Origin of the sequence: Micromonospora sp. WMMD558 (assembly GCF_049315255.1) — a bacterium.
Taxonomy (GTDB): Bacteria; Actinomycetota; Actinomycetes; order Mycobacteriales; family Micromonosporaceae; genus Micromonospora.
Window position 1 is genome coordinate 3,253,964 of the sequence record NZ_CP186061.1, and the last position, 25,341, is coordinate 3,279,304.

The 25,341-nt window shown below is 70.6% G+C and carries 29 protein-coding genes; 18 read left to right on the forward strand and 11 right to left on the reverse strand.

Annotated elements, in window-relative coordinates:
- Positions 1 to 94: 94 nt before the first annotated feature.
- The gene (locus ACN26Y_RS15880) at positions 95 to 766 is read left to right on the forward strand and encodes a DUF4142 domain-containing protein (protein WP_155331015.1); all 672 of its coding nucleotides are present in this window, start codon (positions 95 to 97) and stop codon (positions 764 to 766) included.
- Between the two features lie 90 nt (positions 767 to 856).
- On the opposite strand, the gene ACN26Y_RS15885 is transcribed toward ACN26Y_RS15880, so the two are convergent.
- From ACN26Y_RS15885 to ACN26Y_RS15895, 3 genes are read right to left on the reverse strand one after another with little or no spacing between them, the layout of a single operon-like run.
- Entirely contained in the window at positions 857 to 1,144 is a 288-nt protein-coding gene (locus ACN26Y_RS15885; protein WP_155331016.1) for an Lrp/AsnC family transcriptional regulator, read from the reverse strand.
- Positions 1,141 to 2,055, reverse strand: coding sequence for a nucleotidyltransferase family protein (locus ACN26Y_RS15890; RefSeq protein ID WP_155331017.1), 915 nt, complete (start codon positions 2,053 to 2,055; stop codon positions 1,141 to 1,143). Before ACN26Y_RS15890 ends, ACN26Y_RS15885 begins: the two co-directional genes overlap by 4 nt.
- Complete coding sequence (locus ACN26Y_RS15895; RefSeq protein ID WP_422732954.1) at positions 2,052 to 2,594, reverse strand: NUDIX hydrolase; 543 nt, start codon at positions 2,592 to 2,594, stop codon at positions 2,052 to 2,054. Before ACN26Y_RS15895 ends, ACN26Y_RS15890 begins: the two co-directional genes overlap by 4 nt.
- 404 nt (positions 2,595 to 2,998) lie before the next feature.
- Here ACN26Y_RS15895 and ACN26Y_RS15900 point away from each other — a divergent pair, with 404 nt between their 5' ends.
- The gene (locus tag ACN26Y_RS15900) at positions 2,999 to 3,685 is read left to right on the forward strand and encodes an SHOCT domain-containing protein (RefSeq protein ID WP_155331019.1); all 687 of its coding nucleotides are present in this window, start codon (positions 2,999 to 3,001) and stop codon (positions 3,683 to 3,685) included.
- A gap of 259 nt (positions 3,686 to 3,944) precedes the next feature.
- Positions 3,945 to 4,691 (forward strand): MBL fold metallo-hydrolase, encoded by a 747-nt coding sequence (locus ACN26Y_RS15905; RefSeq protein WP_155331020.1) that lies wholly within the window; start codon positions 3,945 to 3,947, stop codon positions 4,689 to 4,691.
- A 135-nt stretch (positions 4,692 to 4,826) separates the two neighbouring features.
- On the opposite strand, the gene ACN26Y_RS15910 is transcribed toward ACN26Y_RS15905, so the two are convergent.
- Entirely contained in the window at positions 4,827 to 5,270 is a 444-nt protein-coding gene (locus ACN26Y_RS15910) for a winged helix-turn-helix transcriptional regulator (protein WP_155331021.1), read from the reverse strand.
- Positions 5,271 to 5,411: 141 nt separating this feature from the next.
- Here ACN26Y_RS15910 and ACN26Y_RS15915 point away from each other — a divergent pair, with 141 nt between their 5' ends.
- Positions 5,412 to 6,278 (forward strand): aldo/keto reductase family oxidoreductase, encoded by an 867-nt coding sequence (locus ACN26Y_RS15915; RefSeq protein WP_230689015.1) that lies wholly within the window; start codon positions 5,412 to 5,414, stop codon positions 6,276 to 6,278.
- Positions 6,279 to 6,572: 294 nt separating this feature from the next.
- Here the strand turns inward: ACN26Y_RS15915 and ACN26Y_RS15920 are convergent, their stop codons facing one another.
- The gene (locus tag ACN26Y_RS15920; RefSeq protein WP_422732955.1) at positions 6,573 to 6,701 is read right to left on the reverse strand and encodes a hypothetical protein; all 129 of its coding nucleotides are present in this window, start codon (positions 6,699 to 6,701) and stop codon (positions 6,573 to 6,575) included.
- A gap of 5 nt (positions 6,702 to 6,706) precedes the next feature.
- Here ACN26Y_RS15920 and ACN26Y_RS15925 point away from each other — a divergent pair, with 5 nt between their 5' ends.
- The gene (locus ACN26Y_RS15925; RefSeq protein ID WP_155331022.1) at positions 6,707 to 7,294 is read left to right on the forward strand and encodes a DinB family protein; all 588 of its coding nucleotides are present in this window, start codon (positions 6,707 to 6,709) and stop codon (positions 7,292 to 7,294) included.
- 10 nt (positions 7,295 to 7,304) lie between these two features.
- Complete coding sequence (locus tag ACN26Y_RS15930) at positions 7,305 to 7,586, forward strand: YrhB domain-containing protein (RefSeq protein ID WP_155331023.1); 282 nt, start codon at positions 7,305 to 7,307, stop codon at positions 7,584 to 7,586.
- 218 nt (positions 7,587 to 7,804) lie between these two features.
- Here ACN26Y_RS15930 and ACN26Y_RS15935 read toward each other — a convergent pair whose 3' ends face one another.
- Positions 7,805 to 8,320 carry a DivIVA domain-containing protein gene (locus ACN26Y_RS15935; RefSeq protein WP_155331024.1) on the reverse strand — a complete coding sequence of 172 codons (516 nt, stop codon included), beginning with the start codon at positions 8,318 to 8,320 and terminating at the stop codon, positions 7,805 to 7,807.
- 210 nt (positions 8,321 to 8,530) lie between these two features.
- On the opposite strand from ACN26Y_RS15935, the gene ACN26Y_RS15940 reads away from it, so the two are divergent.
- The gene (locus ACN26Y_RS15940) at positions 8,531 to 9,451 is read left to right on the forward strand and encodes a tyrosine-type recombinase/integrase (protein ID WP_422732956.1); all 921 of its coding nucleotides are present in this window, start codon (positions 8,531 to 8,533) and stop codon (positions 9,449 to 9,451) included.
- Positions 9,452 to 9,497: 46 nt separating this feature from the next.
- Here ACN26Y_RS15940 and ACN26Y_RS15945 read toward each other — a convergent pair whose 3' ends face one another.
- A complete protein-coding gene (locus ACN26Y_RS15945) occupies positions 9,498 to 9,854 on the reverse strand; it encodes a VOC family protein (protein ID WP_155331025.1) in 357 nt (118 codons plus the stop codon).
- A 312-nt stretch (positions 9,855 to 10,166) separates the two neighbouring features.
- Here ACN26Y_RS15945 and ACN26Y_RS15950 point away from each other — a divergent pair, with 312 nt between their 5' ends.
- Together ACN26Y_RS15950 and ACN26Y_RS15955 are read left to right on the forward strand one after the other, a co-directional pair.
- Positions 10,167 to 11,372, forward strand: a complete 1,206-nt coding sequence (locus ACN26Y_RS15950; protein WP_155331026.1) for an MFS transporter — start codon at positions 10,167 to 10,169, stop codon at positions 11,370 to 11,372.
- A 334-nt stretch (positions 11,373 to 11,706) separates the two neighbouring features.
- Positions 11,707 to 12,093 carry a VOC family protein gene (locus tag ACN26Y_RS15955; RefSeq protein WP_155331027.1) on the forward strand — a complete coding sequence of 129 codons (387 nt, stop codon included), beginning with the start codon at positions 11,707 to 11,709 and terminating at the stop codon, positions 12,091 to 12,093.
- Positions 12,094 to 12,221: 128 nt separating this feature from the next.
- On the opposite strand, the gene ACN26Y_RS15960 is transcribed toward ACN26Y_RS15955, so the two are convergent.
- Complete coding sequence (locus tag ACN26Y_RS15960) at positions 12,222 to 12,656, reverse strand: VOC family protein (RefSeq protein ID WP_155331028.1); 435 nt, start codon at positions 12,654 to 12,656, stop codon at positions 12,222 to 12,224.
- Positions 12,657 to 12,774: 118 nt separating this feature from the next.
- On the opposite strand from ACN26Y_RS15960, the gene ACN26Y_RS15965 reads away from it, so the two are divergent.
- Together ACN26Y_RS15965 and ACN26Y_RS15970 are read left to right on the forward strand one after the other, a co-directional pair.
- Entirely contained in the window at positions 12,775 to 12,996 is a 222-nt protein-coding gene (locus ACN26Y_RS15965; protein ID WP_370463358.1) for a VOC family protein, read from the forward strand.
- 8 nt (positions 12,997 to 13,004) lie between these two features.
- A complete protein-coding gene (locus ACN26Y_RS15970) occupies positions 13,005 to 13,295 on the forward strand; it encodes a DUF1905 domain-containing protein (protein ID WP_155334109.1) in 291 nt (96 codons plus the stop codon).
- 185 nt (positions 13,296 to 13,480) lie between these two features.
- Here ACN26Y_RS15970 and ACN26Y_RS15975 read toward each other — a convergent pair whose 3' ends face one another.
- The 3 genes from ACN26Y_RS15975 to ACN26Y_RS15985 all read right to left on the reverse strand — a co-directional run bounded on the left by ACN26Y_RS15975 (position 13,481) and on the right by ACN26Y_RS15985 (position 18,420).
- A complete protein-coding gene (locus tag ACN26Y_RS15975) occupies positions 13,481 to 14,179 on the reverse strand; it encodes a class I SAM-dependent methyltransferase (RefSeq protein WP_155331030.1) in 699 nt (232 codons plus the stop codon).
- A gap of 564 nt (positions 14,180 to 14,743) precedes the next feature.
- Positions 14,744 to 16,534: a RelA/SpoT family protein gene (locus ACN26Y_RS15980; protein WP_155334110.1), complete on the reverse strand. Its 1,791-nt coding sequence runs from the start codon at positions 16,532 to 16,534 to the stop codon at positions 14,744 to 14,746.
- Between the two features lie 128 nt (positions 16,535 to 16,662).
- Complete coding sequence (locus tag ACN26Y_RS15985; protein WP_155331031.1) at positions 16,663 to 18,420, reverse strand: DEDD exonuclease domain-containing protein; 1,758 nt, start codon at positions 18,418 to 18,420, stop codon at positions 16,663 to 16,665.
- Between the two features lie 161 nt (positions 18,421 to 18,581).
- Here ACN26Y_RS15985 and ACN26Y_RS15990 point away from each other — a divergent pair, with 161 nt between their 5' ends.
- The 7 genes from ACN26Y_RS15990 (at position 18,582) to ACN26Y_RS16020 (ending at position 25,340) form a co-directional block, all read left to right on the forward strand.
- The gene (locus tag ACN26Y_RS15990) at positions 18,582 to 20,030 is read left to right on the forward strand and encodes an NYN domain-containing protein (protein WP_155331032.1); all 1,449 of its coding nucleotides are present in this window, start codon (positions 18,582 to 18,584) and stop codon (positions 20,028 to 20,030) included.
- 214 nt (positions 20,031 to 20,244) lie between these two features.
- Entirely contained in the window at positions 20,245 to 20,460 is a 216-nt protein-coding gene (locus tag ACN26Y_RS15995) for a hypothetical protein (RefSeq protein WP_155331033.1), read from the forward strand.
- A 208-nt stretch (positions 20,461 to 20,668) separates the two neighbouring features.
- Positions 20,669 to 21,187 (forward strand): ribbon-helix-helix protein, CopG family, encoded by a 519-nt coding sequence (locus tag ACN26Y_RS16000; RefSeq protein ID WP_155331034.1) that lies wholly within the window; start codon positions 20,669 to 20,671, stop codon positions 21,185 to 21,187.
- Between the two features lie 66 nt (positions 21,188 to 21,253).
- Positions 21,254 to 22,102: a DUF4097 family beta strand repeat-containing protein gene (locus ACN26Y_RS16005; RefSeq protein ID WP_155331035.1), complete on the forward strand. Its 849-nt coding sequence runs from the start codon at positions 21,254 to 21,256 to the stop codon at positions 22,100 to 22,102.
- 25 nt (positions 22,103 to 22,127) lie between these two features.
- The gene (locus tag ACN26Y_RS16010; RefSeq protein ID WP_422732957.1) at positions 22,128 to 23,081 is read left to right on the forward strand and encodes an ATP-binding cassette domain-containing protein; all 954 of its coding nucleotides are present in this window, start codon (positions 22,128 to 22,130) and stop codon (positions 23,079 to 23,081) included.
- A complete protein-coding gene (locus ACN26Y_RS16015) occupies positions 23,078 to 23,869 on the forward strand; it encodes an ABC transporter permease (protein ID WP_366598919.1) in 792 nt (263 codons plus the stop codon). The genes ACN26Y_RS16010 and ACN26Y_RS16015 overlap by 4 nt, the downstream gene beginning before the upstream one ends.
- A 211-nt stretch (positions 23,870 to 24,080) precedes the next feature.
- Complete coding sequence (locus ACN26Y_RS16020; protein ID WP_155331038.1) at positions 24,081 to 25,340, forward strand: M48 family metallopeptidase; 1,260 nt, start codon at positions 24,081 to 24,083, stop codon at positions 25,338 to 25,340.
- The last annotated feature ends 1 nt before the right edge of the window (position 25,341 follow it).

Consider the following 25,341-nt stretch of genomic DNA (forward strand, 5'->3'; position numbering starts at 1 on the left):
CGGGCGCTACGCGTTTCTCCCACCGACGGAGACGGAGGAATAACCCGGGCCAGCCGGGTATCCGTGCGGTCCAACGTCTCAAGGGGGGGAAGGCATGTTGGGAATCAAGCGCCTGGGCCTGCTGGCCGCGCTGGTGCTGGTGGGTATCGCACCCGCCGCGGCCGCCCAGGCCGCGGTGCAGCCGTCACAACAGGACACCCAGTACCTGCAGGCGATCCACCAGGTGAACCTGTTCGAGATCACCGCGGGTGAGCTGGCCCAGGAGAAGGGCCAGAACGAGCAGGTCAAGAATCTGGGCGAGATGTTCAAGACCGACCACACCCAGCTGGACCAGTCGGTCCAGGACGTCGCCGGCCAGTTCGACGTGGAGCTGCCGGACGAGCCCACGCCGGAGCAGCAGAACATCATCGACCAGCTGAACAATGCCAGCGGCGAGGAGTTCGACCGGCTCTGGGTGACCAACCAGCTGACCGGGCACGTCCAGGCCATCCAGGCCACCCAGACGGAGATCTCGCAGGGCTCCGAGCAGGCGGTGGTCCAGCTGGCGCAGACGGCGCTGCCGACGCTGCAGGCGCACTACGACGAACTGGTCCAGCTGGCTGAGCAGCTCGGCATCCCGGTCCCGCAGGCCACCGGCACCGGTACCCCGAGCCCGGGTGGGACCGCGCCGGGGGGTCCCGGCACCGAGACCCCGGCTCCGGGCGGCACGACCGAGTCGCCGGCTCCGGGTGGCACCCCCGAGTCGCCGGCTCCGGGCCAGAGCTGACCTTCGGGGTACGCAGTACGACGGCCGGTCCACCACTGGGTGGACCGGCCGTCGTGCGTCGTGTCGGGCGCGGCGGCCCGGCCTCCGTGGTCAGTCGGCGCCCGCGAGGCCGATCGCGAACGTCTCCTCCAGGTCGTGCTGGGAGTACGCCCGGAACGCGATGTGGGACTCCGTGTTGAGCACGCCCGGCACCTTCGAGATGCTCCCGGCGATGACCTGGGCGATCTGCTCGAACTCGCGCACCCGGACCATCGCGATCAGGTCGACGTGCCCGGCCACCGAGTAGACCTCGCTGACGCCGGGCAGAGCGGCCAGGGCCTCGGCCACCTCGGGAATCGAGTCGGTGGCGCAGTCGATCAGCACGATCGCGGTGATCACGGGACGGTTCTCCGTTCGTCGGCGTCGTCGCTCATGCTAGATGTTCCCGGGCGGGGCGGCTGGCCGACGCCGACGGTGAGGTCGGTACCCGCACGGACGGCGTCCCGCAGGTGCTCGCCGGGGTGCACCGTGGCACCCGGCCAGACCACGGCGTGGGTGACGTCGCCGCGGACGACGGCGCCCGCTCCGACGACCGCCTCCCGGCACCGGCCGGTCACCACGGCACCGGCGTCGACGAGGGTGCCGCCGCCCGCCGCGTGCAGGTTGGCGGCGAGGTAGTCGGCGGGGGTGCCGGTGTCGTAGAAGGTGCCCCGGTAGGGGACGACGGTCAGTTCCCCGGCCGCCTCGGCGGGCCGCCACACCGTCCGGACGAGGTCGCCGAACTCGACCGGCAGGTCCCGGACCCGCCGCCACGGCAGCAGCGAGAACCCGGTGAAGACGTGGCCGTCGAAGGTGCCCGGCGCGGCCGGGTCCGGGGCGGGCTGGCCGAGCAGGCGTACGGTCTCGCCGTCCCAGCCGCCCAGCAGCGCGGCGATGTCCGGCCCGGGTGGGCGGGCCGGGTCGGCGAGGTACGCGTCGGCGTTGCCCACCAGGACGCCCCGCCCGTCGATCCAGTCGCGGAGGTTCGCCACGCCCCCCGCGGTGCCGAGCGGCCCGTCGGGCTCCACCGAGAGGTGCGCGCGGTCGCCGACGTGGCGGACGACCTGCTCGGCGAGGTAGCTGGCGTTGACCGCCACCCGGGCCGGTCCGGTCAGGTCGAGCCCGGCGAGGCGGGCGAGCACCCGGTCGAGCAGCGGCACGTTCCCCACCGGGCACAGCGCCTTGGGGACGCGCTCGGTCAACGGCCGCAGCCGGGTGCCCTCGCCGGCGGCGAGGACCACCGCGCAGACGGGCGCGCCCTGCGGGGTCACGGCCGGGCGTCGGGCACGGGCGGCGGGAACTGCCCGGCCAGCGGCCCGATGTCGTAGTAGGCGAGCAGGCGGGCGGTGGGCCAGGTCAGCCGGGGCAGGTCGTCCAGCGGATGCCAGGCGGCCTCGAAGACCTCGGCGCCGTCGACCGTGAAGGTGGTGGTGGAGGCCGGCACCTCGGCGGTGAACACCACGTCCACCCAGCCCTTGGCGTGGACGACGGCGTTCGGCGTCGCCGGGCGCAGGTCGCGGGGCGACAGGCGGATGCCGGTCTCCTCGTACAGCTCGCGGGCCGCGCCGACCACCGGCATCTCCCGCTTCTCCAGCAGCCCGCCGGGCAGCGTCCAGCCGTTGCCGGGCGGCTGGCGCAGCAGCAGCAACCGGCCCGCCCCCTCGGCCTCGGCGTCGCGGACCAGGGTGACCGCGCCGACGATGTACTTCGGCACGGCCAGCCGGACCAGGCGGCGCCGCACCGGCAACGGCAGCCGGTAGAAGACCTGGTACGCCACGGCGCGCCCGGTGACGCGGGAACGGGGGATCATGGCTCCAGGCTAGTGCCCGTGAGGAATGTTCGGACGGTCCGGGGCGCGATGGGTTGTCGTACTCCGCTTGATGCGACGGTGGCTTCAGTTGATGGGTTACACGGGCCTTGAGCATGCCGGATACGGACCGTGACGCCGACTGTCCACGACGGCTGGCGTGCCAGGCGTCCGCTTCTGTCGATGAGAGTGTGGTCGAGGCGTTCGATCGGGTCGCGTCCCATCGACGGCCGCTGCTAGCGTCACCGGCAACCCTTGAGAAGGGAGTGCCGATGGTGGATCGGGCGGAGGTCGGTGGACGGCCGCGGTCAGTAACGATTGCAGCGACTCTGATGACCGTCGTGGCCGTCGGGTATCTCGCAGACGCGGTGGCGGTCGCCGCTGGGGCAGCTGCATACCCGGACCGTGTGCGCGAGGCACTGAACGCCTCCGAGGTCGACCCACGTGCCTTTGACGCTATCAAGCCATTGGTCTCGGCATTGCCCTACGTCGCGGCGTTGATCACCGCCGTGGCAGCACTGGTCCTACTGGGTATCGCGGCCTCGGTGCGTGCGGGGCACTTCGCGGGCCGCATCATCGCCTGGATCGCGATCGGTCTGTCCCTGACGTGCAGCTTCTGCGGGCTGGGCCAAGCTGGTACGCCCGCTTTCAGCGGAATCGCCTACGTGTCCGCCTTCAGCCGTGACGCCTCCGGAACTAACACGTTCGTCCAGCGGTTGCCGGCCGCGTACCCGGCGGCCTATCAGTACCTCAGCGCCGGCTTTGCCCTCTTCGCGATGCTCGCCCTGATCGTCGTCGTCGTGCTGCTCGCGCGACCCTCAGCCAACCGCTTCTTCCGTCCGGTCAGACAGCTGGCACCGCCGCCAGCTACTCATTACCTGGGCGACTCGGCGCCAGCAACTCATTACCTGGGCGACTCGGCGCCAGCAACTCATTACCTGGGCGACTCGGTGCCAGCGCCGGTCGCTGGGGCAGCCCGTCCGATCATCGGCCAGATTTCCCAACTGTCGGTGCTGGTCGGGCAGCATCAACGCGGCGAGTTGACCGACGAGGAGTTCGCTGCGGCTCGCCAGCAACTGCTCGGTGGCCCCTGATTCCAGCCCGTCAGAGATGCTGGTATCCACCCGGCGGGAGACGCAGCTGCGCGCCCTCAGGGTCACACTCGCACCTCCCGCCATCGGCCACTGCGCGGTAACGCCCGCACATACCGCGATCAGTGCGCTACGGAGCGTCACGGTACCTTGAGCCGACCGGCTTCCGGTCGTGCCGAGATCCGTCCGGATCTCCCACTCCTGCGTCGCTGAGACCAGGGCCACGTGCGGCGTGCCGTGCCCGGACCTGCATGCTCTGCCAATGCGACAACTCACAGTTCTGGGAGGTTGCGGCGCCTACCCGGAGCCGGGTCGGGCCTGCAGCGGCTTCCTGCTCGAATGGGACGGTTTCCGCCTGGTGCTCGACCTCGGCTACGCGACCCTGCCGCGTCTGCTCGCCCACTGCCCGGACGCTGCTGTGGACGCGGTGGTCATCACTCACGAGCACCCCGACCACTGCATCGACCTGCACGGACTGTTCCGGATCCACCTCTACGGCCCGGCACGTGGTCGCCGACTTCCGCTGTACTGCACTCCGGGCGTGCCGTCCCGGCTTGCCGCCCTAGAACCCGACGTAGACCTGGACAAAGTGTTTGACATCCACCGGTTGCCCGGGAGTCATCAGGTCGGCCCGTTCACTTTGAGTGGCGTTCTGCTTCCGCACTACGTGCCCAATGTCGGCATCCGGCTAGAGACCAGCGGCTTCGCACTCGCCTACACCGGCGACACCGGCCCGCACCAGCGCCTGGCCGAGCTGGGCAAAGACGTCGACCTCTTCATCATCGAGGCCACCGACCGTGCTGGGGAGACCCAGCAACCCCAACGTAACCTCCTCACCTCCTCAGAAGCCGGACAATGGGCGGCCCGAGCAGGCGCACGCCGCCTGATGCTCACCCACTTCTGGCCGGGCAACGACAGGAAGGCCGCCGTCGAGTCGACACGCATCGGCTTCGACGGAGAAGTGCTCACCGCAGAAGAGGACCTGGTCATCCCGCTCGACGCCACCTGAACCCGCCGACCGGATCTGCCGCGAGGCGCGCTACGCAGCGTCCCGTCGCGCCGGTTCGGGTGCCCTTGCGGACGTGCCGAGTTGAGTGCACTCGATGAAGGCAGAGCCGCTGGGGTGACGTCGTGTCTGACGGGCTCAGGCGACGTGGTTGTCGTACGTCGCGCGGTTGGCGAGCACGTCGTCCATGTGCATTTCGGCCCAGGCTTTCAAGCCGCGCATCATCTGGTGCAGGGAGAGTCCGAGGTCGGTCAGCTCGTAGGTGACCGTGACGGGCACGGTCGGCACCACAGTGCGGGTGATCAGACCATCGCGTTCCAGGGAGCGCAGCGTCTGAGTCAGCATCTTCTGGCTGACGCCGGCCAGCAGACGCGACAGCTCCGAGTACCGCATCGGCCGGGGTTCACCGGCGCAGTCGGCGCCGAACTGATGCGAGCCGTCGGTGCGTAGCGCGGCCACAACCAACATGACCCACTTGTCCGCGATTCGGTCGAGCAGCTTGCGACTGGGGCATTGCGCCAGGAAAGCATCATACTCCGCCTTGGCCTGCGCCCTCTCCTGTGCCGCTGTCGTCGTTGCCATCGAACCGCTCCTTCCACCGTTGGGGCGTTACGAACCTGCAGGTGCCTACTTCCCGTGAGGAAGTTACGCCCTGATAGTGGAGCAGGCATCCGCGATGCACCAGAACCGCTCAGCGCGACACCGAAAGCCAGAGGTATGAGCATGGCCTCCACTTCCCTTCCCGGCGGCACCTGGACGCTGGGAGACCTGACCGTCACCCGGTTCGGCTACGGCGCCATGCAGCTCGCTGGCCCCTGGGTCCTGGGACCGCCGGCCGACCACGACGGCGCACTCGCCGTCCTCCGCGAGGCCGTCGAACTCGGCATCACCCACATCGACACCGCCGACGCCTACGGGCCCCACGTCACCAACCAGCTGATCCGGGAAGCGCTGCACCCGTACCCCGACTCGCTGCACATCGTGACCAAGGTCGGCGCGAACCGCGACCAGCAGGGCGGCTGGCCCCCGGCCCGTGACCCGGAAAGCCTGCGCCGTTCTGTGCACGAGAACCTCGAGAACCTCGGTCTCCATGTGCTCGACCTGGTCAACCTCCGGCTCGGCAATGCCGAGGGACCCCAGCCCGGTTCAGTCGCCGAGGCGCTCGAGACGCTCGTCGAAATGCAGCAGCAGGGCCTGATCCGGCACCTCGGACTGAGCAACGCGACGCCGGAACAGGTCGCCGAGGCGCAGACGATCGCGCCGATCGTGTGCGTACAGAACATGTACAACCTCGCGCACCGCCAGGACGACGAGCTGATCGACGCGCTCGCCGACCAGGGCATCGCCTACGTGCCGTTCTTCCCGCTCGGCGGCTTCAGCCCGCTGCAGTCCTCGGCGCTCTCGACCGTAGCCGCCCGGCTGGAGGCGACACCGATGTCTGTCGCCCTGGCCTGGCTGCTGCAGCGCTCGCCGAACATCCTGCTGATCCCCGGCACCTCGTCCACGACACACCTGCGCGAGAACATCGCGGGCGCGGGACTCTCCCTTTCCCACGACGACCACGCCGAGTTGGACACGATCGGCCGCTAGCCAAACATCCGCCGGCTTGGGCTTGCCATGTTCGACCGACTCACCGGACATCAGGTACACCCGATGCCTTCGGCCCGGTCAGATGAGGACGGCACAGGTTACCCGCCGCCCGAGGACGCCGAAGGCGACCTCGGGCGGCATCCTCGTCGACCTGCCTGGCCCCGAGGAAAACGCACTGAACTGCCGCGAAGCGCTCGTCACGCAAGGTAAGCAGCTCACGGTGCATGCATCCGGACGTGCCGATGGCAGCGCGTTGGCTCGGTCCTGCATGTCGTCTCAGCGTTAGAGGTTGTCTCACGTGGCAAGTTTCGCGAGCTTCTTGTAGCAGGTCAGGGCGGCGGCCATGGCCAGGCCTCGGCTCCGCCGGTCGTTGCGGACCACGTACGGGATCTTGAGACCACGAGCAGCCCATGGCAGGCTCATGCCGCATGATCGATGATTTCGCGAAAGACAACCTGCACGGGAGACTGCGGCGGGACCGCAAGGCGCTGCTCTGGAAACTCGACGGCTTGTCCGAATACGACGCCCGCCGACCTTTGACAGCGACCGGGACCAATCTCCTCGGCCTGGTCAAACACGTGGCCACCGTCGAGGCCAGGTACTTCGGCGAGGTCTTCGACCGCCCTTCCCCGGAACCGCTGCCCCGGTGGCAGGACTCCAACGGCAGCGATCTGTGGGCGACCGAGGACGAGACCCGCGATCAGATCATCGGGTTCTACCGGCGCACGTGGGAACACTCGGACGCGACGATCAACGAGCTTCCCCTCGACGCCCCCGGCCACGTGCCGTGGTGGCCGGAGCCTTATGCCGACACGAACCTGTTCGCCATCATGGTCCATGTCCTCGGCGAGTCCATCCGGCATGCCGGGCACGCCGATATCCTGCGCGAGGGCCTCGACGGCCGGACCGGGTTGCGCGCCGAACACGAGAAGCAGATCGACGAGGAAGCCCGTGCAGCCTACTGCGCGAAGATCGAGCAGGTTGCCAGGTCGGCCGCACCAATCAAGGCTTATTAGGGACACGAGCATGACCGATGAAGAGGCTCGCGAGGTCGCATTTGCCCTCCTCGCTGACCGCATTGACAAGGTTCGCGCCGGTGAATGGGTGATCATCGGTGTGTGGGAGCACGAGACCGCATGGTCCGTGGGCTACCAGTCCCGCGCCTTCATCGAGTCAGGCGACATACACGATTCGTTGGTAGGCAACGGACATGTGGTCGTGCCCAAGTCCGGCGCGGATCCATGGCTGGCCTGGTCCGGTCGGCCGGTGGAAGAACAAATCGCCGAGGGGCGACCCACCCTCGGCTGAACGCACTGACATGCCGCGATCCGCTCGCCGCCGGGCCTCACGACGGGTCGGGCTGGCTGGCGGCCGGACATGCCGATGGGAGGGTGCGCCGCTGGTCCGGTCTTGACAACTCCAGAAACCCTCGGACTGCATCCTTTACGGGTTCATCATCCGGCTGCGCCGGTCGGTCTCTGGCGGCCCGCCTGACAATCGGGATCCGTCCGGCGGCTCCGCTTCCGTCAGGCATTAGGGCTCGGATCCTCGTCCGGTGACGGCGCCCGGGAGGGCGGTACCGGAGACAGATCCCGGCGGGTGCCGGTGATCCCGGCCGCCTGTTCGTGCGCCCGGTTCAGGATCGCCTCCGCCTCCCGTCGGGCGGTGGTTACGATCCCCTCGGCTTCGAGCCGCGCCTCGGCGCGGTGGTCGTCGGCCTGCTCCTTGGCGAGTTTGAGGATCTGTTCTACCCGGGTGCCCAGGCCGCTGAGGGTTGGCCGCTGCCGGTTCCGCCGTCGTCGTTCCGCTGCGACCGCGGTTCCGGTGGTCGTCCCGTCGCCTGCCACCCCGGCGTCTTCGTCGCGGTCGACCAGGCCGTCCCCGACGAGATCGGACTCGGTCGTACCGACCAGGGAGAGCGCGACGCCGAGCGCGGCGATCGCGACGCCGGACCAGACGGCGGCCGGCCCGAGGGATGGACCGACCGTGGCGCCGACGCCGAGCCCGAAAAGGACGGCGGCAGTCTTGGCCGGCTTGCGCATAGGTCCTCCTCGGGGTGGTGCGGGCGTGGGGCTTCCGGTTCCAGCATGACGAACGAGTCAACCCGGGTCGGTTCCCGACGGAAGGTCCCGGGCGCACGAGGGGCGCTGAATCAGCCGAGGTCGAAGTCCCCAGTGGCGGACGATCGAATATCCGAATCTGCCGCTCCGGGCGTGCTGGCGTTCATCGCCGTTGGTGACGCACGGTGATGTATGGCTGCCTTTCCTGCTCCCGCTTCCGGTGTCGTACCTACCGATCAGCTCGTTTTGCGCGCCGCGGCAACTCCCGCCTTCCTGGGCCGCTACCGTGGCCAGACTCGCGTTCATACCGAGTCTGACCTGCGAGTCTTCCTACGCTGGTGCACCGACCAGGACCTCGACCCGCTGGCTGCGGCACGGGTGGACGTCGAGCGGTACGTGCGCTGGCTGCAGGACGTACGCCGGTACCAGCCCTCGACGGTCTCGCGGCGCCTGTCCGTCGTGGTCGGGTTCTATCGGGTCTGCGTCATCGACGCCATCCTGGACCACTCGCCGGCCGACTACGTCCGCCGGCCGACGGTGCCGGCCGAGTCGCCGACCCTCGGGCTGGGTCACCTGCAGTTCGAGGCACTGATCACCACCGCCCGGCTGTCGAGCAACCCGAACGACTTCGCCCTGGTCGCGCTTCTGGGCCTGCTCGGTCTGCGGATCTTCGAAGCCTGTGGGGCGAGCATCGCCGACCTGGGCGAGGAGCACGGCCACCGGGTACTGCGCGTGCGCGGCAAGGGTGGCAAGGTCGTGCTCGTCCCGCTGCCACCCGCGGTGGCCCGAGCCATCGACGGGCCGTCGACGACCGCACCACCGGGCCGATCCTTCGCAACACCCTCGGGGTGCGGATGGACCGCCACGCCGCCACCCGCCGGCTCAAGCACCTGGCCCACGCCGCCGGGATCCGGATGCCAAGGATGCATCCCCACATGCTCCGCCACACGTTTCGTGACCACCATGCTCGACGCCGGCGTCAGCCTGCGCGACGTGCAGATCGCCGCCCGCCACGCCGACCCGCGAACCACGATGCGCTACGACCGGGCCCGCAAGAACCTCGACCGGCACCCAAACTACATCCTGGCCGCGTACATGGCCTCCGGGACATAGCCAACCGCTCGCGCCTCTGCCTATCATCGCGCGTCGTGTGTTGCCGCTAGTTGTAGTGCTCAACCAGGCAGAACTCGTGGTCCTCTGGGTCAGCCATGACGACGACCACACCCTCGTCGTAGTCGTGCCGCTCGCCGGTGAACCGGCCACCGAGATCGATGACCGACCGTATGGCCTCATCGATGTCGTCGACGGAGACGTCGAGGTGAATCCGCACCTTGCCAGTTCGGGGCTCAGGCACTGGCTGGAACACCAGCCGCGGCTGAAGGTCACCTCGTTCGCCGAGGTAGACCCAGCCTTCCTGCGAAGGCCCGGGCGCTCGACCGAGCAGGGCGCTCCAGAATCGGGCTACTCGCTCGGGGTCAAGGCAATCGATCGTGACACCGGACCAGGTGGTGGCCATGTGCTGATCCTGACAGAGCCTCCGGCTGGCGGTTCGTTCGCCCTCATCAGCCGCGCTCCCGAAAGATCAGTGGCTGTGGGTGGTCTGACGTATCCGCTTGAGCCGCAGCGGCACCCCGACTACCCTGCTCGGGTTATTGATCCACAGTTAGGAGCTGAGATGCGCCTCGCCATGGTCACGCTCCCCGCTTCGCCGCGAGAGCACACCGCGCACTGATCGTTCGCCGCCGGAGAGACCTAGCCGGCGGGTGCGGCGCTCCTCGCCGCGGAGCGGTCCTACGACCGTTTCCCTTTCTCGGCTCGAGGAGCTCTTTTGCGTGCCCTTGTATCCGCGCGTCTGGGCGTGGACTTCACCAAACTGTGGACCGCCTCTGCGGTGTCCAACGTCGGCGACGGCGTCACCATGGCCGCCGGCCCGCTGTTGGTCGCCTCCGTCAGTGACAATCCGGCCTCCATCGCCGGAGCTGCCTTCGCCCAGCAGCTGCCCTGGCTGTTGTTCGCTCTGATCAGCGGCGCCTACGTCGACCGGCTCGACCGACGGCAGCTGGTCGTAGCCGTCAATCTGGTACGCGCTGTCGCCCTAGCCGGGTTGGCGGCCACCATCGCGACCGAGACCGTCACCGTGCCCATCATCTACACGGTGCTCTTCCTGCTCGGTACCGGGGAGACCCTCGCGGACACCGCCATGGGTGCCCTACTCCCGTCGGTGGTCGCACCCGAGCAGCTGCCCAGCGCCAATGCCCGGCTCTACGCGAGCTTCACCATCGGCAACCAGTTCGTCGCCAAACCGTTGGGCGCGTGGTTGTTCGTCATCTCCGCGGCCGTACCGTTCGGGCTCGACGCGTTCACGTTCGTCGTGGCCGCAGCTCTGATAGCGGGTATCCGACCGGTGCCCGCACCGGCGCAACCCCACCTGCGGGTCTCGTTGCGCGGCGAGATCGCCGCCGGTGTGCGGTGGTTGTGGCGGCACCGGCTGCTGCGGACCCTCGCTGTCACCATAGGCGTGGGCAACATCGCATTCGGTGCCGCGTTCGCGGTGTTCGTTCTCTACTGCCGGCAGCGACTGGACCTGTCCGACGTCGGCTACGGCTTCCTGCTGACCGCCTTCGCGGTCGGGGGCCTGTTCGGTACGACAGTCGCCGCCAAGCTCACCCGAGCCTTCGGAAGCGCTGCGGTGCTACGTGCCGGCCTGGTCATCGAGGTCGTCACGCACGTGATCCTGGCGACCACGACAACACCCTGGGTGGCCGCGGTCATCCTGGTCACATTCAGCATCCACGCCATGGTCTGGGGCATCACTGTCGCCTCAGTCCGGCAGCGGACGGTGCCCGAACATCTGCGCGGTCGGGTCGGCAGCGTGTACGCGCTTCTGGACCTCGGCGGAGCCGCAGTCGGCTCTCTCCTCGGCGGTCTGTTCGCCAGCGTCTGGGAGATCACCACACCGTTCTGGATCGCCGCCGTGGTGATGACAGTGGTCACCACCCTCGCATGGCACCGGTTGCGCGAAGCAACCGCCTAACCACCCCACTCGGCCCTGAACAGAAGTACCTCGGTGTTCGGGGCCGGGTGCTAGGCAGAGACAGCCTCGGCACGGCATCCGGATCTGGCACCCCTCTGTGTCCTGGCCCTGTCAGCATCCGAAAGAGACGAGTTACTCGCCGGTCTGGGAGCACTTCCCGGCTGAGGTAGCCACGCGGCGGACGCGACCGGCTCTACCTATCCGGCACCCATCGCAGCTAACAAGGCATCCGGATCTGCCGCCGATCGGGCGTCACGTTCGGTAAGTGACCGCAGCGCCGAGACCGTCCGGTCGTGCCGATGACAGGGTGTCCTGGCGCGCGTACGTTGACGCCATGGCGACCCACTGGACCCTGGGGTGCGATGCCGACGATCCCCAGCGGATCGCTGCTTTCTGGGCGCTTGCTCTCGGCTATGTCAGGGAACCTGGTTTCGATGAGCCTGACAACGCGTCCATCGTCGACCCAGATGGCAGGGGGCCCGCCATTGGTTTCCTGAAGGTGCCTGAGGGGAGAGTTCGTGAACCAAGAGACGACGATCCCGAATCGGTGCGGCGACACAACCGGCTGCACTTCGACATTCGGGTCGGGGCCGAGAACCACCCTGAGGTGGTCGCGAAGCTGATCGCTCGTGGTGCGATGAAGCTGTGGGATGGCCGGCAGGGGCCACATACATGGGTCACGATGGCCGACCCGGAAGGCAACGAATTCTGCGTCGCCTGATCCTCGGGCTTCCTCGATTCAACAATCCCTGAAATCGCGCTTGCCGGACCGGAGATTGTCGGATTCCGCACCCGGATCTCGCGATGGCGAACTGCACCGGTTGACTGCGAAGCCGGCATGTGCGGCACTCAGTCGAGGCAGAACTCGTTGCCTTCGATGTCCTGCAGCGTGTAGCACGACTCGTTTTCCTCATCGGCATGCTGCAGCAGCACAGGTGTCGCGCCGAGCGCGATCAGCCGTGCGCCTTCGGCCTCAAGTACGGCCAGACGCTCGGCGCCCACGAGCCCGGCGCCGGTCCGCACATCGAGATGCAGCCGATTTTTTACGACTTTGCCTTCTGGGACGCGCTGAAAGAACAGTCGCGGGCCGACGCCGGTGGGGTCGATGCAGGCCGACCATGCGTCCCGCTGCTCGGACGGCAGGGCGAGGTTGTAGTCCTCCCAGCTGGCAAACCCCTTCGGTGGTGGCGGCAAGACGTACCCCAACACCTCGCACCAGAATCGAGCGACGCGCCCAGGCTCCTTGCAGTCGAAAGTGACCTGGAACTTCTTGATCGACTTCATGGCTTCACCCTAAAGCAGGCTCTTCCGCCGCCATAGGCCGCCCCGAGACCAATACCGATCGGTACTTGGTTTCCGAAGGCCGCCCTGACCAACTCGGGCAAGATGTCCTTTTCTTTCCATATGCCCCGAGGGCAAGTCCGCCAAGAATCGGATGCATGTTGACGTCCGGGTGGCGGGCCCGGGCCCCTGCGACATGGCCGAGCGCGCACGACTGATCCGGCAGAAGGTGCCCGAGTTGGTGGACGCCGCCGCGACGGTGGTCCGCGAGGAGTGGTACGGCGACGCCTTGGGACACGTCGTCATGCAGGACCCCGAGGGCAACGAGTTCTGCGTCGCCTGATTGCCGTGATGGAGTGCGAGTTCGAGGGCGTGGTGTGGGATTGGCGAGGGCCGTCCCCGTACCACTTCGTGACGGTCCCGCGCGAGTGGGCCGACGTAGTGCGCCAGTTGGCGTCGGGGGTCACCTATGGCTGGGGCATGGTGCCCGTCGAGGTTCGGCTCGGGCGGAGCCGATGGCGGACCGCGTTGTTCCCCAAGGACGGCGGTTACGTGCTCCCGCTGCGGGACTCGGTGCGCAACAAAGAGGAGATCGAACTCAACGACGTCGTGCACGTCCGCCTGGTCGTCCGTGCGGGATAACACTCCCGCCGATCGTCCCGCCACGGAGTCAGCTGCCCGCCGCTCAGCGGAACCCGCAACTGCCGCCGATCGGGCGTCACGTTCGGTAAGTGACCGCAGCGCCGAGACCGTCCGGTCGTGCCGATGACAGGGTGGCTAGTGCGCATGCTGATTGAGCGGCGTGCGGCGGCAGCTTGGACTCCGACTCAGCGCGCTTCGAGGACGAAGAAGATGAAGGAGAGAAACGCCGTGCGGTCCACGAGGTTTGGAGGCAGGAGCTCGCGCGGAGTATCGGGAGACATGGGGGGCTCGCTGATGACCGAGATTCGGAAGCCCGCGTCGGTGAACGCATCCGTCATCGCGTGCAGCGGCCGGTGCCAGTAGGTTAGCTCTGTGCGGTGCCCGTCGAACGTGCACTCCTCCGACCAGCGCGCGAGGGCGAAGTAGTCGCCGTCCGGGTTCACTACCTCGTAGGCGATCGGGTGTTTCACCGACAGGAGGAGGCGGCCGCCTGGCCTCAAGACCCGGCGCAGCTCAGCCAGGGGCGCAGTCCAGTCCTTCAGGTAGTGCAGGACCAGGGACGCTACGACGTCGTCGAACGCAGCGTCGGCGAAGGGCAGCGGCTCGCTGAGGTCGGCCACCAGCAGCGTGGCATCCTCACCCAGCCGCCGTTCGGCCAGCTTGACCATCGCGGGGCTGGAGTCGAAACCAGTAACGATGGCCCCTCGCTCGCGAAGAGCTGCGGACAAGGGACCTGAACCGCAGCCGGCATCGAGGATCCGTCGACCGTTCACGTCCCCGGCGAGTTTGATCATCGCGGGCCGCTCGTAGTAGCCGTTCATCAGGTTGGATTCGTTAGCCGCGGAGTAGCGCTCGGCGAAACTGTCGTAGTGGTCGGCCTTCACCAGGCTGTCTCCTAAGCATGCTCCAAGGTCGAGCGCACGATCCTGCCATGGAAGCCGACGTACCTCTACCCCGGCCGCAGGCGGCGCAGTCGGACGCGCTCATGCCGGGAACCCGCGTCAAGGAGCACGGGGGTGACTGCGGGGGACGTGCGGATGACAGTGCACCCGCCGGCGCGCGGCTGCGGAGGCGGGCGCGATCAGCACAGCGGTGACCGGTACAGCGCTTCGACGTACCTGATCTCGTCGTGGACTCGCAGCCGCCCGACCTGCTCAGCCAGCCGTATCCCACCTTCGGCCGTGAGCGCCGCCGCGAGTTCGGCGGTAAAGACCGGCCCCCTGGCAGAGAGGCCCGGTGGTTCTTCACCTGCGCGATGCCGTGGGCCACACTCTTTTGCCGCTGATCGCGCGTCCTGACCGGCGTCGAGGATCGCATGCCTCAGCAATAGGCGGCACGCCAGTTACGCACCGTGACAGCCGAGCCCGGGGAGAGCCGGCCAACTGTCACCCTTCAAGTGAAGTCGATGTGTAACGGATCAAGTGCAGCCCGGCACGGGGCGCGACGGGTCACTGCCGGTGGTCGACCAGGTCGATGAGCTGCTGGACCACCGCGTCCGGCTCGATGACCCGGTCGAAGACCGCGACGAGCAGGGTCTCCAGGTCGGGGTAGCCCAGTTCCTCGGCGAGCCGCAGCAGCGGCAGGTCGCTGGCGAGGCCGCGATTGTGCCTGCGCAGGGCCAGGCCGATGGTGGCCCGGCCGAGCCGGACCTTGTCGGTGATCGAGATTCCGGGCTCGGTGTGGTCGGCGAACCACCGGTTGATCTGCATCTGCGCGTGCGGCGACTTGACGAAGCCGAGCCACTCCTTGCGGGGGCCGCGCGGGGCGGCGTCGGCGTCGAAGCCGTTGGCCGCGTCCGTCTCGGTGAAGATCTCCACCACGTCGCCGTCCTCCAGACAGGACGAGAGCGGGGCGAGCCGGCCGTTGATCCGGGTGGCCAGGCAGTGGTCGCCGCGTTCGGTGCCCAACTCGTACGCCAGGTCGACCGGGGTGGCGCCGGCCGGCAGCACGACCTGGCGCCCGTCGGCGAAGACCTGGATCTGCGATTCGGCGAGGTCGCAGCGGAGCGACTCCAGGAACTGGGCCGGGTCGGCCGTCTCCTGTTCCCAGTCCAGCACCCGGCGCAGCCAGTCCAGCTGCTCGGCCTGGACGGCGGCACCCGCGCTGGCGCGGGGGAAGCGGTAGGTCGCGGCGATGCCGTACTCGGCCGAGCGGTGCATCTCGGCCGTGCGGATCAGCACCTCCACGGTGTGGTCCCGGGGGCCGCAGACGCTGGTGTGCAGGGACCGGTACAGGTTGTTCTTCGGTGAGGCGATGTAGTCCTTGAAGCGGCCGGGCACCGGGCGCCAGACGCCGTGGATGGCGCCGAGCGCCGCGTAGCAGTCGGTGGCCGGACCGTCCACGATGACCGCGATGCGGGGCAGGTCGTACGGCGCGGTGTGGCCGCCCGCGACCGTGTCCTTCCAGATCGAGTACAGGTGTCGCGGTCGCGGGGTCACCTCGGCGTCGACCCGGCTGCGGCGCAGCGCCGTCCTGGCCCGGGCGACGACGGCCTCGAGGTACGCGGCCCAGCCCGGCCGGTCGTGCACGTGGCGGGCGATCCGGGCGTGCTCCTCCGGCTCCAGGTGCAGCAGCACCACGTCGTCCAGCTCGCGCTTGAGGGTCTGGATGCCCAGCCGGTCGCAGAGCGGGATCAGCACCTCCTGCGTCTTGCGGGCGATCCGCTCCCGGGACGCGGCCGACCGGACCCCGAGGGTGCGCATGTTGTGCAGGCGGTCGGCCAGCTTGATGATGAGCACGCGGACGTCCTTGCCGGCCGCGATGATCATCTTGCGGATCGTCTCCGCCTCGGCGGCCTTGCCGTAGAACGCCTTGTCGAACTTCGTCACCCCGTCGACCAGGTGGGCGACCTCCGGGCCGAAGTCGTCGGCGAGCGCCTGCAGGGTGTAGCGCGTGTCCTCGACCGTGTCGTGCAGCAGCGCCGCCACCAGGGTCGTGGTGTCCATGCCCAGGTCGGCGCAGATCTGGGCGACCGCGAGGGGATGGGTGATGTACGGCTCACCGCTCTTACGGAACTGCCCCCGGTGCATGGTCTCCGCGATGGTGTACGCCCGGCGCAGCACCGACGGGTCCGTCCCGGAGTGGATGCTCCGGTGGGTGCGGACCAGGTGGCCGACCGGGTCGGTGTCGGCGGTGGGCCAGGTCAGCAGCGAACGCAGACGGCGGGTCAGCGGCAGGTCGCCCGGCTGGGTCGGAAGCGCGCCCCCCAGGGCGGCGCCGTGTCCGGCGTCGACGTCCACGAGGGACACCTCCTCACCCCGGCCCCACGGCCGCCGGACCCGGCAACCGGGAGCAGGCCCACGAAACGGGCAGGACTGCACTTCCTTAACAGCGTAAGCGAGTCGACGTCATCCGATCGGTCACTTGGTCATGAGCTTTCGGTCGAGAGTTGGTGGGACGCCGCGCCCTCCGCCTTGGCCAGCAGGTCCCGGAAGCGGCCCGCACCGGCCACCGGGGACGACCAGCCGGAGGAGACCTCGACCAGGCGGGTCTCCGGACGCTCCAACCAGGACAGGATGCGTTCGGTCTCCTCGGCGGAGGCGCGGGGGACCGGCCCGTGGCCGGGCAGGACGGTCTCCGCGGTGGCCCGGATCGCGGCGATCGTCGGTCGCGGATGGACACCGGGCGGTGACACACCGGCGCCGGCGAGCCGCCCGTGGCGGACCAGCGCCAGCTCCCAGCCCCCGCGCGCGGCCGGCCGGGCGGCGGCCAACTCGGCGATCCCGGTGAGCGCGGCGAGCCGCTGCATGCGCACGGCGGCGCGCAGTACCGCAGCCAGCCGGGACCGCACCACGGCGGCCTCCTCGTACCGCTGGGACCGGGAGAGCACCTCGATCCGGGCGAGCAGGGCGTCCACCACCACCTGCGGGTCGCTGGCGGTGGCGGTGCGGAACGGCGTGGCCGCGCGGGCCGCGTACTCCTCGGGGCTGATCCGGTGCTCGCAGGGCGCCGCGCACCGGCCCAGCTCGGCCAGCGCGCACGCCGGCGTCACGGTCCGCAGCGAGAGCCGGTGCGTGCACTGCCGCAGCGGCACGGCGTCGTGGAAGCCCGCCGCGGCCAGCTCCGCCGCCCGGCGGGAGGTGAACGGCCCCAGGTAGGCCTCGTCGCCGGGAGCGAGGTCGCGGACCACCGACAACCGGGGGTACGCCTCGTCGGTGAGCTTCAGCCAGACCACCCGCTCGGGGAACTTCGACCGCCGGTTGTACGGCGGGGCGTGCGCCCCGATCAGGCGCAGCTCCCGCACCTCCGCCTCCAGCGAGTGGGCGCACTCCACCGCCTCCACCCGCTCGGCGGCGGCGAGCATCTCCGAGATGCGGGCCCGCTTCTCGGCCGCCGTGAAGTAGCTGCGGACCCGGGTGGCGATGTCGACCGAGGTGCCGACGTAGAGCGGGCGGTCGTCGGCGGCCCGGAAGATGTAGACGCCGGGGGCCTTGGGCAGCCCCTCGGCGAGGTGCCGCTTGCGGCGCTGGGTCGGCGTGACCGCGCGCGCGAACTCGATCGCGTCGCCGATCGTGTGCACCCGGTGGCCGCCCAGCCGGCCGATCAGCCCGTGCAGCACGTCGACGGTGGCCTTCGCGTCGTCGAGCGCACGGTGGGTCGGCTGGGTGGCCGTGCGGAAGAACGCCGCCAGGGTGCCGAGCTTGCGGTTGGGCACCTCGTCCCGGGTCAACACCCGCCGGGCCAGCGCGGCCGTGTCCAGCACGCGGGGGTTGGGCCACCGGTAGCCGTGCGCGGCGCAGGCCGCCTTGAGGAAGCCGACATCGTACGGGGCGTTGTGGGCCACCAGGACCGCGTCGGTGGAGAGGAACTCCAGGAAGCTCGGCAGGACCTGCTCGATCGGCGGGGCCGGCAGCAGCATCGCCTGCGTGATGCCGGTGAGCACGGTGATGAAGGGCGGGATCGGCACGCCGGGATTGACGAGGGTGGCGAGCACGCCCAGCTCCTCACCGCCGCGGACCTTCACCGCGCCGACCTCGGTGATCCCACCGCCGTCCGGCGCGCCGCCGGTGGTCTCCAGGTCGACCACCACGAACGTGGTCGCGTGGAGCGGCAGCTCCGGGTCGACGCCGCCGACGGTCGGGTCGAGACCGGCGAGCGACTCCTGGACGTACTCCTGTTGTGCCATCGGCGGGCAGGCTAGCGGCCCGGTCCGACACTCCCGCCCCACCGGCCCCGGCGGCCACCGTCGCCCCGGGAACGTTGTCGCGACCCTCCGGAGATCCGCCGCAACGAGAGATCGGTTCACTCGATGGGCGCTGGGCCCGGTCTCGGTGGGAGACTTGGCCCATGCCCCTCGCCGAGCCGTACGACGACCACCTCCCCGCGGAGGAACCGGTCGCCGCCGCGCCCGACGCGGGCGTCGAGGGTACGGGGGGCACCCTCGACGACCCCGTCGTGGCCGGCGCCACCGCCGACGACGGCGGTCCGGAGCCCGAGCCGGTGCTGCCCGAGCCGGTCCGCCAGCGGATCGTGACCCTCGCCGCCGCCGTCCTGCCCGTCCTGCCGGCCGACGAGGTGCCGGTCCCGCTGCGCAGGGTGGCGAAGTTCGCCCCCAACCGCCGCGCGCGCCTCGGCGCCCCGGCGATCGCGGCCCAGCTCACCAGCGACCCGCTGTTCCGGCAGCGGGTCACCGCCCGGGTGCTCGCCGACGCCGGGGACCTCGGCGCGGCCGTGGTCGACGGCACCGCGCCGGCCGCCGCCGACCCGGTGGAGGTGGCGGCGCTGGCGTACCTGGCGCGTCCGCGCGGCTGGCGGGAGCTGGTCGAGGCCAGCGGCGCGGCGGTCCGCGCCGAGGCGGACAGCGCGGTCGTGGCCGAGCTGGTCCGGGAAGCCGAGCAGCGGGCGACCCGCGCCGAGCACGACCGGGCGGTGGCCCGGGTGGAGGCGGAGAAGCTCCGCGACGAGCTGGCCCGCGTCCGGGAGGAGCTGGGGCAGCTCCGCGAGGAGGCGCGGCAGCTCGGGCGGTCGCTGCGCGAGACGCAGGCCCGGGAACGGAAGGCGTCCGAGCTGCTCGCCACCGAGCGCGGCCGGGCGGCCCGGGCGGCGGCCGACGCCGACGCCGAGCTGCGGCGGGCCCGGGCACGACTGGCCGAGGCGGAAGCCGCGGCGGGGGTCGCGCGGGCCAGCGCCAAGGAGGCCCGGTCGGTCGACGACGCCCGGCTGTGGCTGCTGCTGGAGACCATCGGCCAGGCCGCCGTCGGGCTGCGGCGGGAGCTGGCGCTGGACCCGGTGGACAAGCTGCCTGGCGACTTCGTCGCCGACGCCTTCGCCGACCAGTCCAGCACCACCGCGGCCGGCACGGCGGCCCGTGCCCGGGACACCGACGACCCGGCCCGGCTGGACCAGCTGCTCGCCCTGCCCCGGGCGCACCTCGTGGTCGACGGCTACAACGTCACCAAGCGCGGTTTCGGCGAGATGTCGCTGGAGCAGCAGCGCAAGCGGCTCATCACCGGTCTGGGCGGGATCGCCGCGCAGACCGGTGACGAGGTGACGGTCGTCTTCGACGGTGCCGAGCGGATGCACGGCCTGCCGCCGACCCCGCGCGGCGTCCGCGTGCTGTTCTCCCGCAAGGGGGAGACCGCCGACGAGCTGATCCGACGCCTGGTCCGGGCCGAGCCGCCGGGCCGGCCCGTGGTGGTGGTCTCCTCGGACCGCGAGGTGGCCGACGGCGTCCGCCGGCACGGCGCGTACCCGCTCGGGGCCGACGCGCTGGTGCGCCGGCTCGCCCGCTCCTGACCGGCCGGATCGTCCGCCGACCGCCGTCGCGCCGGCACCGGCCGACAAGGCGTGGAACGCACCGAACCGGCCCGGGGCCGTTTCCTTCCAGGATCTCCCTGATGGCCGCCGCTTGTCCGGATTCTGTCGTACCCCGCGGTTAGCGTCGATGTGACCGACGGTGGTCGGGCGGCGACGATGCCGCATGATCGCCGCCAGCTCATCAGGAGGCGTGATGCTCATCGAGTGTGACCGGTGCGGGATCCGGGGTGACGGCTGCTCCGGCTGCCTGGTGACCGCCCTGTTCGACGAGGCGTCCCCGACCGCGGGGCTCGGCTCCGCCGAGGCCCGGGCGATCGAGGTGTTCGCCCGGGCCGGGTTCGAGGTGGAGGTGCTGCCGGAGCCGCGGCGCGAGGTGCGCGCCACCGGCCGCCGCCGGCGGGTGGCCTGACGGGTCCGTTCCGGCGAGCCGGCGACGCCGTGGCGGCAGAAGACGGCCGACCGGCCTTCCGCACGTTCTGACCAGGACGACCGGCTTCGGCCCGCCGTTGTGGTGGCAGCAGATCGTCCCCCCGTGGCGCCAGCTCCAAGTCGCCGTGGCATCTCACCTGAGCCAAAGGTGCCTTGCGATGGCGCCGCCATGGTGCCATGATGGCACCATGAACCTCACGCCCTATGTCGAACTGCTCCGCCGGGAACTCGCGGTGGCCGCCGCGGCCGGCGGGGACGAGGCACGGGAGCTCGCCGAGCGCCTCACCGCGCCCCTCGAGTCGGCGATCCGGCTCACCCTGCTGGAGGCGCTCTCCGCGGCCACCGCCGAGATCACCCGCGACCTGGCCCCCGGCTCGGTCCACCTGCGCCTCACCGGGCGGGACCCGGACTTCGTCGTGACGCCGGCGGCCACGGAGCAGCCCGCGGCCATGGACCAGGCACCGGCCGCCCCCGCGGCGACGGTCGACGAGACCGCGACGTCCGCCGGCGACAGGGGCGCCACCGCACGCGTCAACCTCCGGCTCCCCGACGACCTCAAGGCCCGGGTCGAGGACGCCGCCGCCCGCGAGCGGCTCTCGGTCAACTCCTGGCTCGTCCGGGCTGCCGCCGCCGCGCTGGGCACCGGCCCCAGCGCCAGCACCGCCGCCGCCAGCTCCGGTCAGCGATTCACCGGCTGGGCGCGGTGACCCGGCCCGCGAAACCGCGACCAGCCGCCAACCATCCCGTCGCCACTCACGCATTGGGGATCAGCAATGCCGACCTTTGACACGCCCGACCCGATCTCCGCCACGATCAGCCTCAGCTTCGTCGCCGGCAACGTACGGATCATCGCCAGCGACCGCGGCGACACCACAGTCGACGTACGACCCATGGACGCGTCCAGCAAGGCGGACCTCAAGGTCGTCGAACAGACCCGCGTCGAGTACGCCGACGGCACGCTCACGGTCAGGGTTCCGAAGCAGCTCAGCGCCCTGTTCGGCCGGACCGGCGGGGTCGACGTCACGATCGAGCTGCCGTCGGGCTCCCAGGTGCAGGGCGACACCGGGATGGGCGAGTTCCACTGCGAGGGGCGGTTCGGCGAGTGCCGGCTCAAGTCCGGATACGGACCGATCCGACTCGACCAGGCCGGCCCGGTGCACCTGAACAGCGGCTTCGGGGACGTCATCGTGAGTGGTGTCGACGGCGGCGCCGAGGTCACCACCGGCAGCGGCGCGGTACGCATCGGCCGGATCGACGGGCCGGCGAGGGTGAAGAACTCCAACGGCGACAGCTGGATCGGGGAGGTCACCGGCGACCTGCGGGTCAACGCGGCGAACGGGAACATCAGCGTCGACCGGGCACACGCCGGCGTCACCGCGAAGACCGCCAGCGGCGGCGTACGGATCGGCGAGGTCACCCGCGGCGCGGTGGCGGTCGAGACCGCCGCCGGCTCCCTGGACGTGGGCATCAGCGCGGGCACCGCCGCCTGGCTAGAGCTCAAGACCTCCGCCGGGCGCGTCCGCAACGAACTCTCCACCACCCCGGCGCCCGACAGCACCGACCAGACCGTCGAGGTGCGGGCCCGCACCTCCGCCGGCGACATCATCATCCGCCGCGCCTGACCCACGGACACCCGGAGGAGATCCCATGTCCACACCCCGAGCGGCCATCAGCGCCACCGGGCTGCGCAAGGCCTACGGTGAGAAGCTCGTACTCGACGGCATCGACCTGACGGTTCCCGCCGGAACGATCTTCGCGCTGCTCGGCCCCAACGGCGCCGGCAAGACGACGACCGTCCAGATTCTCTCCACCCTGATCCGCGCCGACGCCGGCGACATCCGGATCGACGGGCGGGACCTGGCGCGCGACCCCGACGCCGTACGCGACGCGATCGGCGTCACCGGGCAGTTCTCCGCGGTCGACAACCTGCTGACCGGCGAGGAGAACCTGCGGCTGATGGCGGACCTGCGTCACCTGGACCGGACCACCGGGCGGCGGCGCACCGCCGAACTCCTCGACCAGTTCGACCTGGTCGAGGCCGCCCGCCAACCGGTGGTCACCTACTCCGGCGGCATGCGCCGCCGCCTCGACCTCGCCATGACCCTGGTCGGAAGCCCACGGGTCATCTTCCTCGACGAGCCGACGACCGGCCTCGACCCGCGCAGCCGTCGCACCATGTGGCAGATCATCCGTGACCTGGTGCGCGCTGGGGTGACCATCTTCCTCACCACCCAGTACCTGGAGGAGGCGGACCAACTCGCCGACCGGATCGCGTTGCTCGACCACGGGCGGCTGATCGCCGAAGGCAGCCCCGACGAACTCAAGCGCCGCATCCCCGGCGGCCACGTCCAACTGCGGTTCACCGACCCCGCCGACCTCGGCCGGGCCGCCCGCACGTTCGCCGACGGGGCGCGCGACGACGACGCGCTCACGCTGCGGATCCCCCACGACGGCAGCGTCCGGTCCCTGCGGGCACTGCTGGGCCGGCTCGACGACGCCGCGGTCGAGGTCGAGGAACTGTCGGTGCACACACCGGACCTCGACGACGTCTTCCTCACCCTCACCGGGCAACCCCAGCAGGAAAGGGCATCCGTGCGATGAGCACCGCCACCTACGCCGTACGCGACTCGGCGACCATGCTGCGGCGCAACCTGCGACGCATGCAGCGCTACCCGTCGATGACGCTGATGCTCCTCGGCATACCGGTCGTATTCCTGCTGCTGTTCGTCTACGTGTTCGGCGGCACCATGGGTGCCGGGCTGGGCGGCGCTTCGGGCGGCCGGGCCGACTACGCCAACTACATCACGCCGGGCGTGCTTCTGATCACCGTCGCCGGCGTCGTCCAGGGCACGGCGATCTCCGTCGCGATGGACATGACCGAGGGCATCATCGCCCGCTTCCGCACGATGGCGATCTTCCGCCCCTCCGTGCTGACCGGTCACGTCGTCGGCAGCATGATCCAGACCATGCTGGCGCTGCTGGTCGTCACCGGGGTGGCCCTGCTCGTGGGCTTCCGGCCCACCGCCACCCCGATCGAATGGCTCGCCGCCATCGGCATCCTCGCCGCGATCACCTTCGCGGTCATCTGGTTCTCGGTCGCCTGCGGCCTGGTCAGCAAGAGCGTCGAGACGGCCAGCAACCTCCCCATGCCGCTGATCCTCCTGCCGTTCCTCGGCAGCGGGTTCGTCCCCACCGACACCATGCCGGCGGCGGTGCGCTGGTTCGCCGAGTACCAGCCCTTCACCCCGGTCATGGAAACGCTCCGCGGCCTGCTCCTGGGCACCGGCATCGGCAACAGCGCCTGGCTGGCCGTCGCCTGGAGCGCCGTCGTCACCGTCGCCTGCTACCTGTGGGCCCGGAAGCTGTACAACCGCGACCCCTCCCGCTGATCCACCCGACCGGCCGACGGGTGTCACGTGGGCCCACGCGGCACCGTCGCGGTCCTTCCACACCACGGATCAGGTCGTGGACTCCCGCCGCGGCGGACGGCGAGGGCACTACGATGGGCGCTCACAGCGGGAGGAGCGGTATGACGCGGACACGGCGCGACGACGGCAGGCCCGTCGTGATGGCCGGCGCGCCGGGCCGGGAGACGGTCCGGTGAGCCACCGCGGGTGGGCCGTGCTGACGCTGGTCGGGCTCGTGCTCGCGCTGGCCGTCGCCGCCGCCGTCCTCATCCCGTGGCAGCGCCCGCCGGCCCCCCGCGCCGACCAGCTCGCCGCCCTGCGCGACCTGCCGGCCGAGCAGGTGGCCCGGGGCCGCGAGTTCCGCGCGGCGCTGCGGCCCGGTGGCTGGGCCGCGCTCGGGATCGGGCTGCTGGTGGCGCTCGCGCTCGGGCTCACGCCGCTGGGCAGCCGCCTGGTCGAGCTGGCCGGGCGCCCCTTCGGCGGGCACTGGGCCGCGCAGGCGGTGCTCGGCGGGCTCGCCGTGGTGCTCGTCGCCGACCTGGTCACGCTGCCGTTCGCCGCCTGGCGGCACGCCGTCCTGACCCGCTACGGGCTCGCCACCAACGGCTGGGGCGGCTGGGCCGTCGACCTGCTCAAGTCGTACGCCGTCAGCGCCGTCATCGGCGCGGTGGCCCTGCTCGGCTTCTACAGCGTGATCCGGCTGGCGCCGCGCTGGTGGTGGGCGCTCGGTGCGGCCGGAGCGGCCGGCCTGGTGGTGCTGCTGTCGTTCGTGCTGCCGGTGCTCGTGGAGCCGGTGTTCAACCGGTTCACCCCGATGGAGCCCGGCCCGCTGCGTACCCAGCTGATGGACCTGGCCGCCCGCGACGGCGTACCGGTCCGCGACGTGCTGGTGGCCGACGCGTCCCGCCGCACCCGAGCGGTCAACGCGTACGTCTCCGGGCTCGGCCCGACCCGGCGCATCGTCGTGTACGACACGCTGCTGCGCGAGGCCGGCCCGGCCGAGGTGACCGCCGTGGTGGCGCACGAACTGGGCCACGCGAAGGACCGGGACGTGGCGGTCGGCACGCTCACCGGCGCGCTGGGCGCGGCGGCGGCGGTCGTGGCGCTCTACCTGCTCGGCTCCTCCGGTCCGCTGCTGCGCCTGGCCGGCGTCGACTCGGTCGCCCAGCCGCGCGCGTTCCCGCTGCTGGTGGCCCTGGTGACGGTGGCCGGGCTGCTGTCCGCGCCGGCGCAGGCGCTGATGTCCCGGCGGGTCGAGGCACGCGCCGACGCCCACGCGCTCGCGCTCACCGGCGACCCGGCGGCCTTCGAGGCGATGCAGCGGCGGCTCGCCGGCATCAACCTCGCCGACCCCGATCCGCCTCGTCTGGAGTACCTGTACTCCGCCTCCCACCCGTCCACCGTGGAGCGGATCGCCGCCGCCCGCGCCTACGCCCGAGAGGCCGGTCGATAGC

Bases quoted from the DNA above. Each gene is read 5' to 3' on its own strand.
- ACN26Y_RS15880 (WP_155331015.1), top strand. From the start codon at position 95: ATGTTGGGAATCAAGCGCCTGGGCCTGCTGGCCGCGCTGGTGCTGGTG.
- ACN26Y_RS15895 (WP_422732954.1), bottom strand. From the start codon at position 2,594: ATGATCCCCCGTTCCCGCGTCACCGGGCGCGCCGTGGCGTACCAGGTC.
- ACN26Y_RS15905 (WP_155331020.1), top strand. From the start codon at position 3,945: ATGCGACAACTCACAGTTCTGGGAGGTTGCGGCGCCTACCCGGAGCCG.
- ACN26Y_RS15910 (WP_155331021.1), bottom strand. From the start codon at position 5,270: ATGGCAACGACGACAGCGGCACAGGAGAGGGCGCAGGCCAAGGCGGAG.
- ACN26Y_RS15915 (WP_230689015.1), top strand. From the start codon at position 5,412: ATGGCCTCCACTTCCCTTCCCGGCGGCACCTGGACGCTGGGAGACCTG.
- ACN26Y_RS15920 (WP_422732955.1), bottom strand. From the start codon at position 6,701: ATGAGCCTGCCATGGGCTGCTCGTGGTCTCAAGATCCCGTACGTGGTC.
- ACN26Y_RS15925 (WP_155331022.1), top strand. From the start codon at position 6,707: ATGATCGATGATTTCGCGAAAGACAACCTGCACGGGAGACTGCGGCGG.
- ACN26Y_RS15930 (WP_155331023.1), top strand. From the start codon at position 7,305: ATGACCGATGAAGAGGCTCGCGAGGTCGCATTTGCCCTCCTCGCTGAC.
- ACN26Y_RS15935 (WP_155331024.1), bottom strand. From the start codon at position 8,320: ATGCGCAAGCCGGCCAAGACTGCCGCCGTCCTTTTCGGGCTCGGCGTC.
- ACN26Y_RS15940 (WP_422732956.1), top strand. From the start codon at position 8,531: ATGGCTGCCTTTCCTGCTCCCGCTTCCGGTGTCGTACCTACCGATCAG.
- ACN26Y_RS15945 (WP_155331025.1), bottom strand. From the start codon at position 9,854: ATGGCCACCACCTGGTCCGGTGTCACGATCGATTGCCTTGACCCCGAG.
- ACN26Y_RS15955 (WP_155331027.1), top strand. From the start codon at position 11,707: ATGGCGACCCACTGGACCCTGGGGTGCGATGCCGACGATCCCCAGCGG.
- ACN26Y_RS15960 (WP_155331028.1), bottom strand. From the start codon at position 12,656: ATGAAGTCGATCAAGAAGTTCCAGGTCACTTTCGACTGCAAGGAGCCT.
- ACN26Y_RS15970 (WP_155334109.1), top strand. From the start codon at position 13,005: ATGGAGTGCGAGTTCGAGGGCGTGGTGTGGGATTGGCGAGGGCCGTCC.
- ACN26Y_RS15985 (WP_155331031.1), bottom strand. From the start codon at position 18,420: ATGGCACAACAGGAGTACGTCCAGGAGTCGCTCGCCGGTCTCGACCCG.
- ACN26Y_RS15990 (WP_155331032.1), top strand. From the start codon at position 18,582: ATGCCCCTCGCCGAGCCGTACGACGACCACCTCCCCGCGGAGGAACCG.
- ACN26Y_RS15995 (WP_155331033.1), top strand. From the start codon at position 20,245: ATGCTCATCGAGTGTGACCGGTGCGGGATCCGGGGTGACGGCTGCTCC.
- ACN26Y_RS16000 (WP_155331034.1), top strand. From the start codon at position 20,669: ATGAACCTCACGCCCTATGTCGAACTGCTCCGCCGGGAACTCGCGGTG.
- ACN26Y_RS16005 (WP_155331035.1), top strand. From the start codon at position 21,254: ATGCCGACCTTTGACACGCCCGACCCGATCTCCGCCACGATCAGCCTC.
- ACN26Y_RS16010 (WP_422732957.1), top strand. From the start codon at position 22,128: ATGTCCACACCCCGAGCGGCCATCAGCGCCACCGGGCTGCGCAAGGCC.
- ACN26Y_RS16015 (WP_366598919.1), top strand. From the start codon at position 23,078: ATGAGCACCGCCACCTACGCCGTACGCGACTCGGCGACCATGCTGCGG.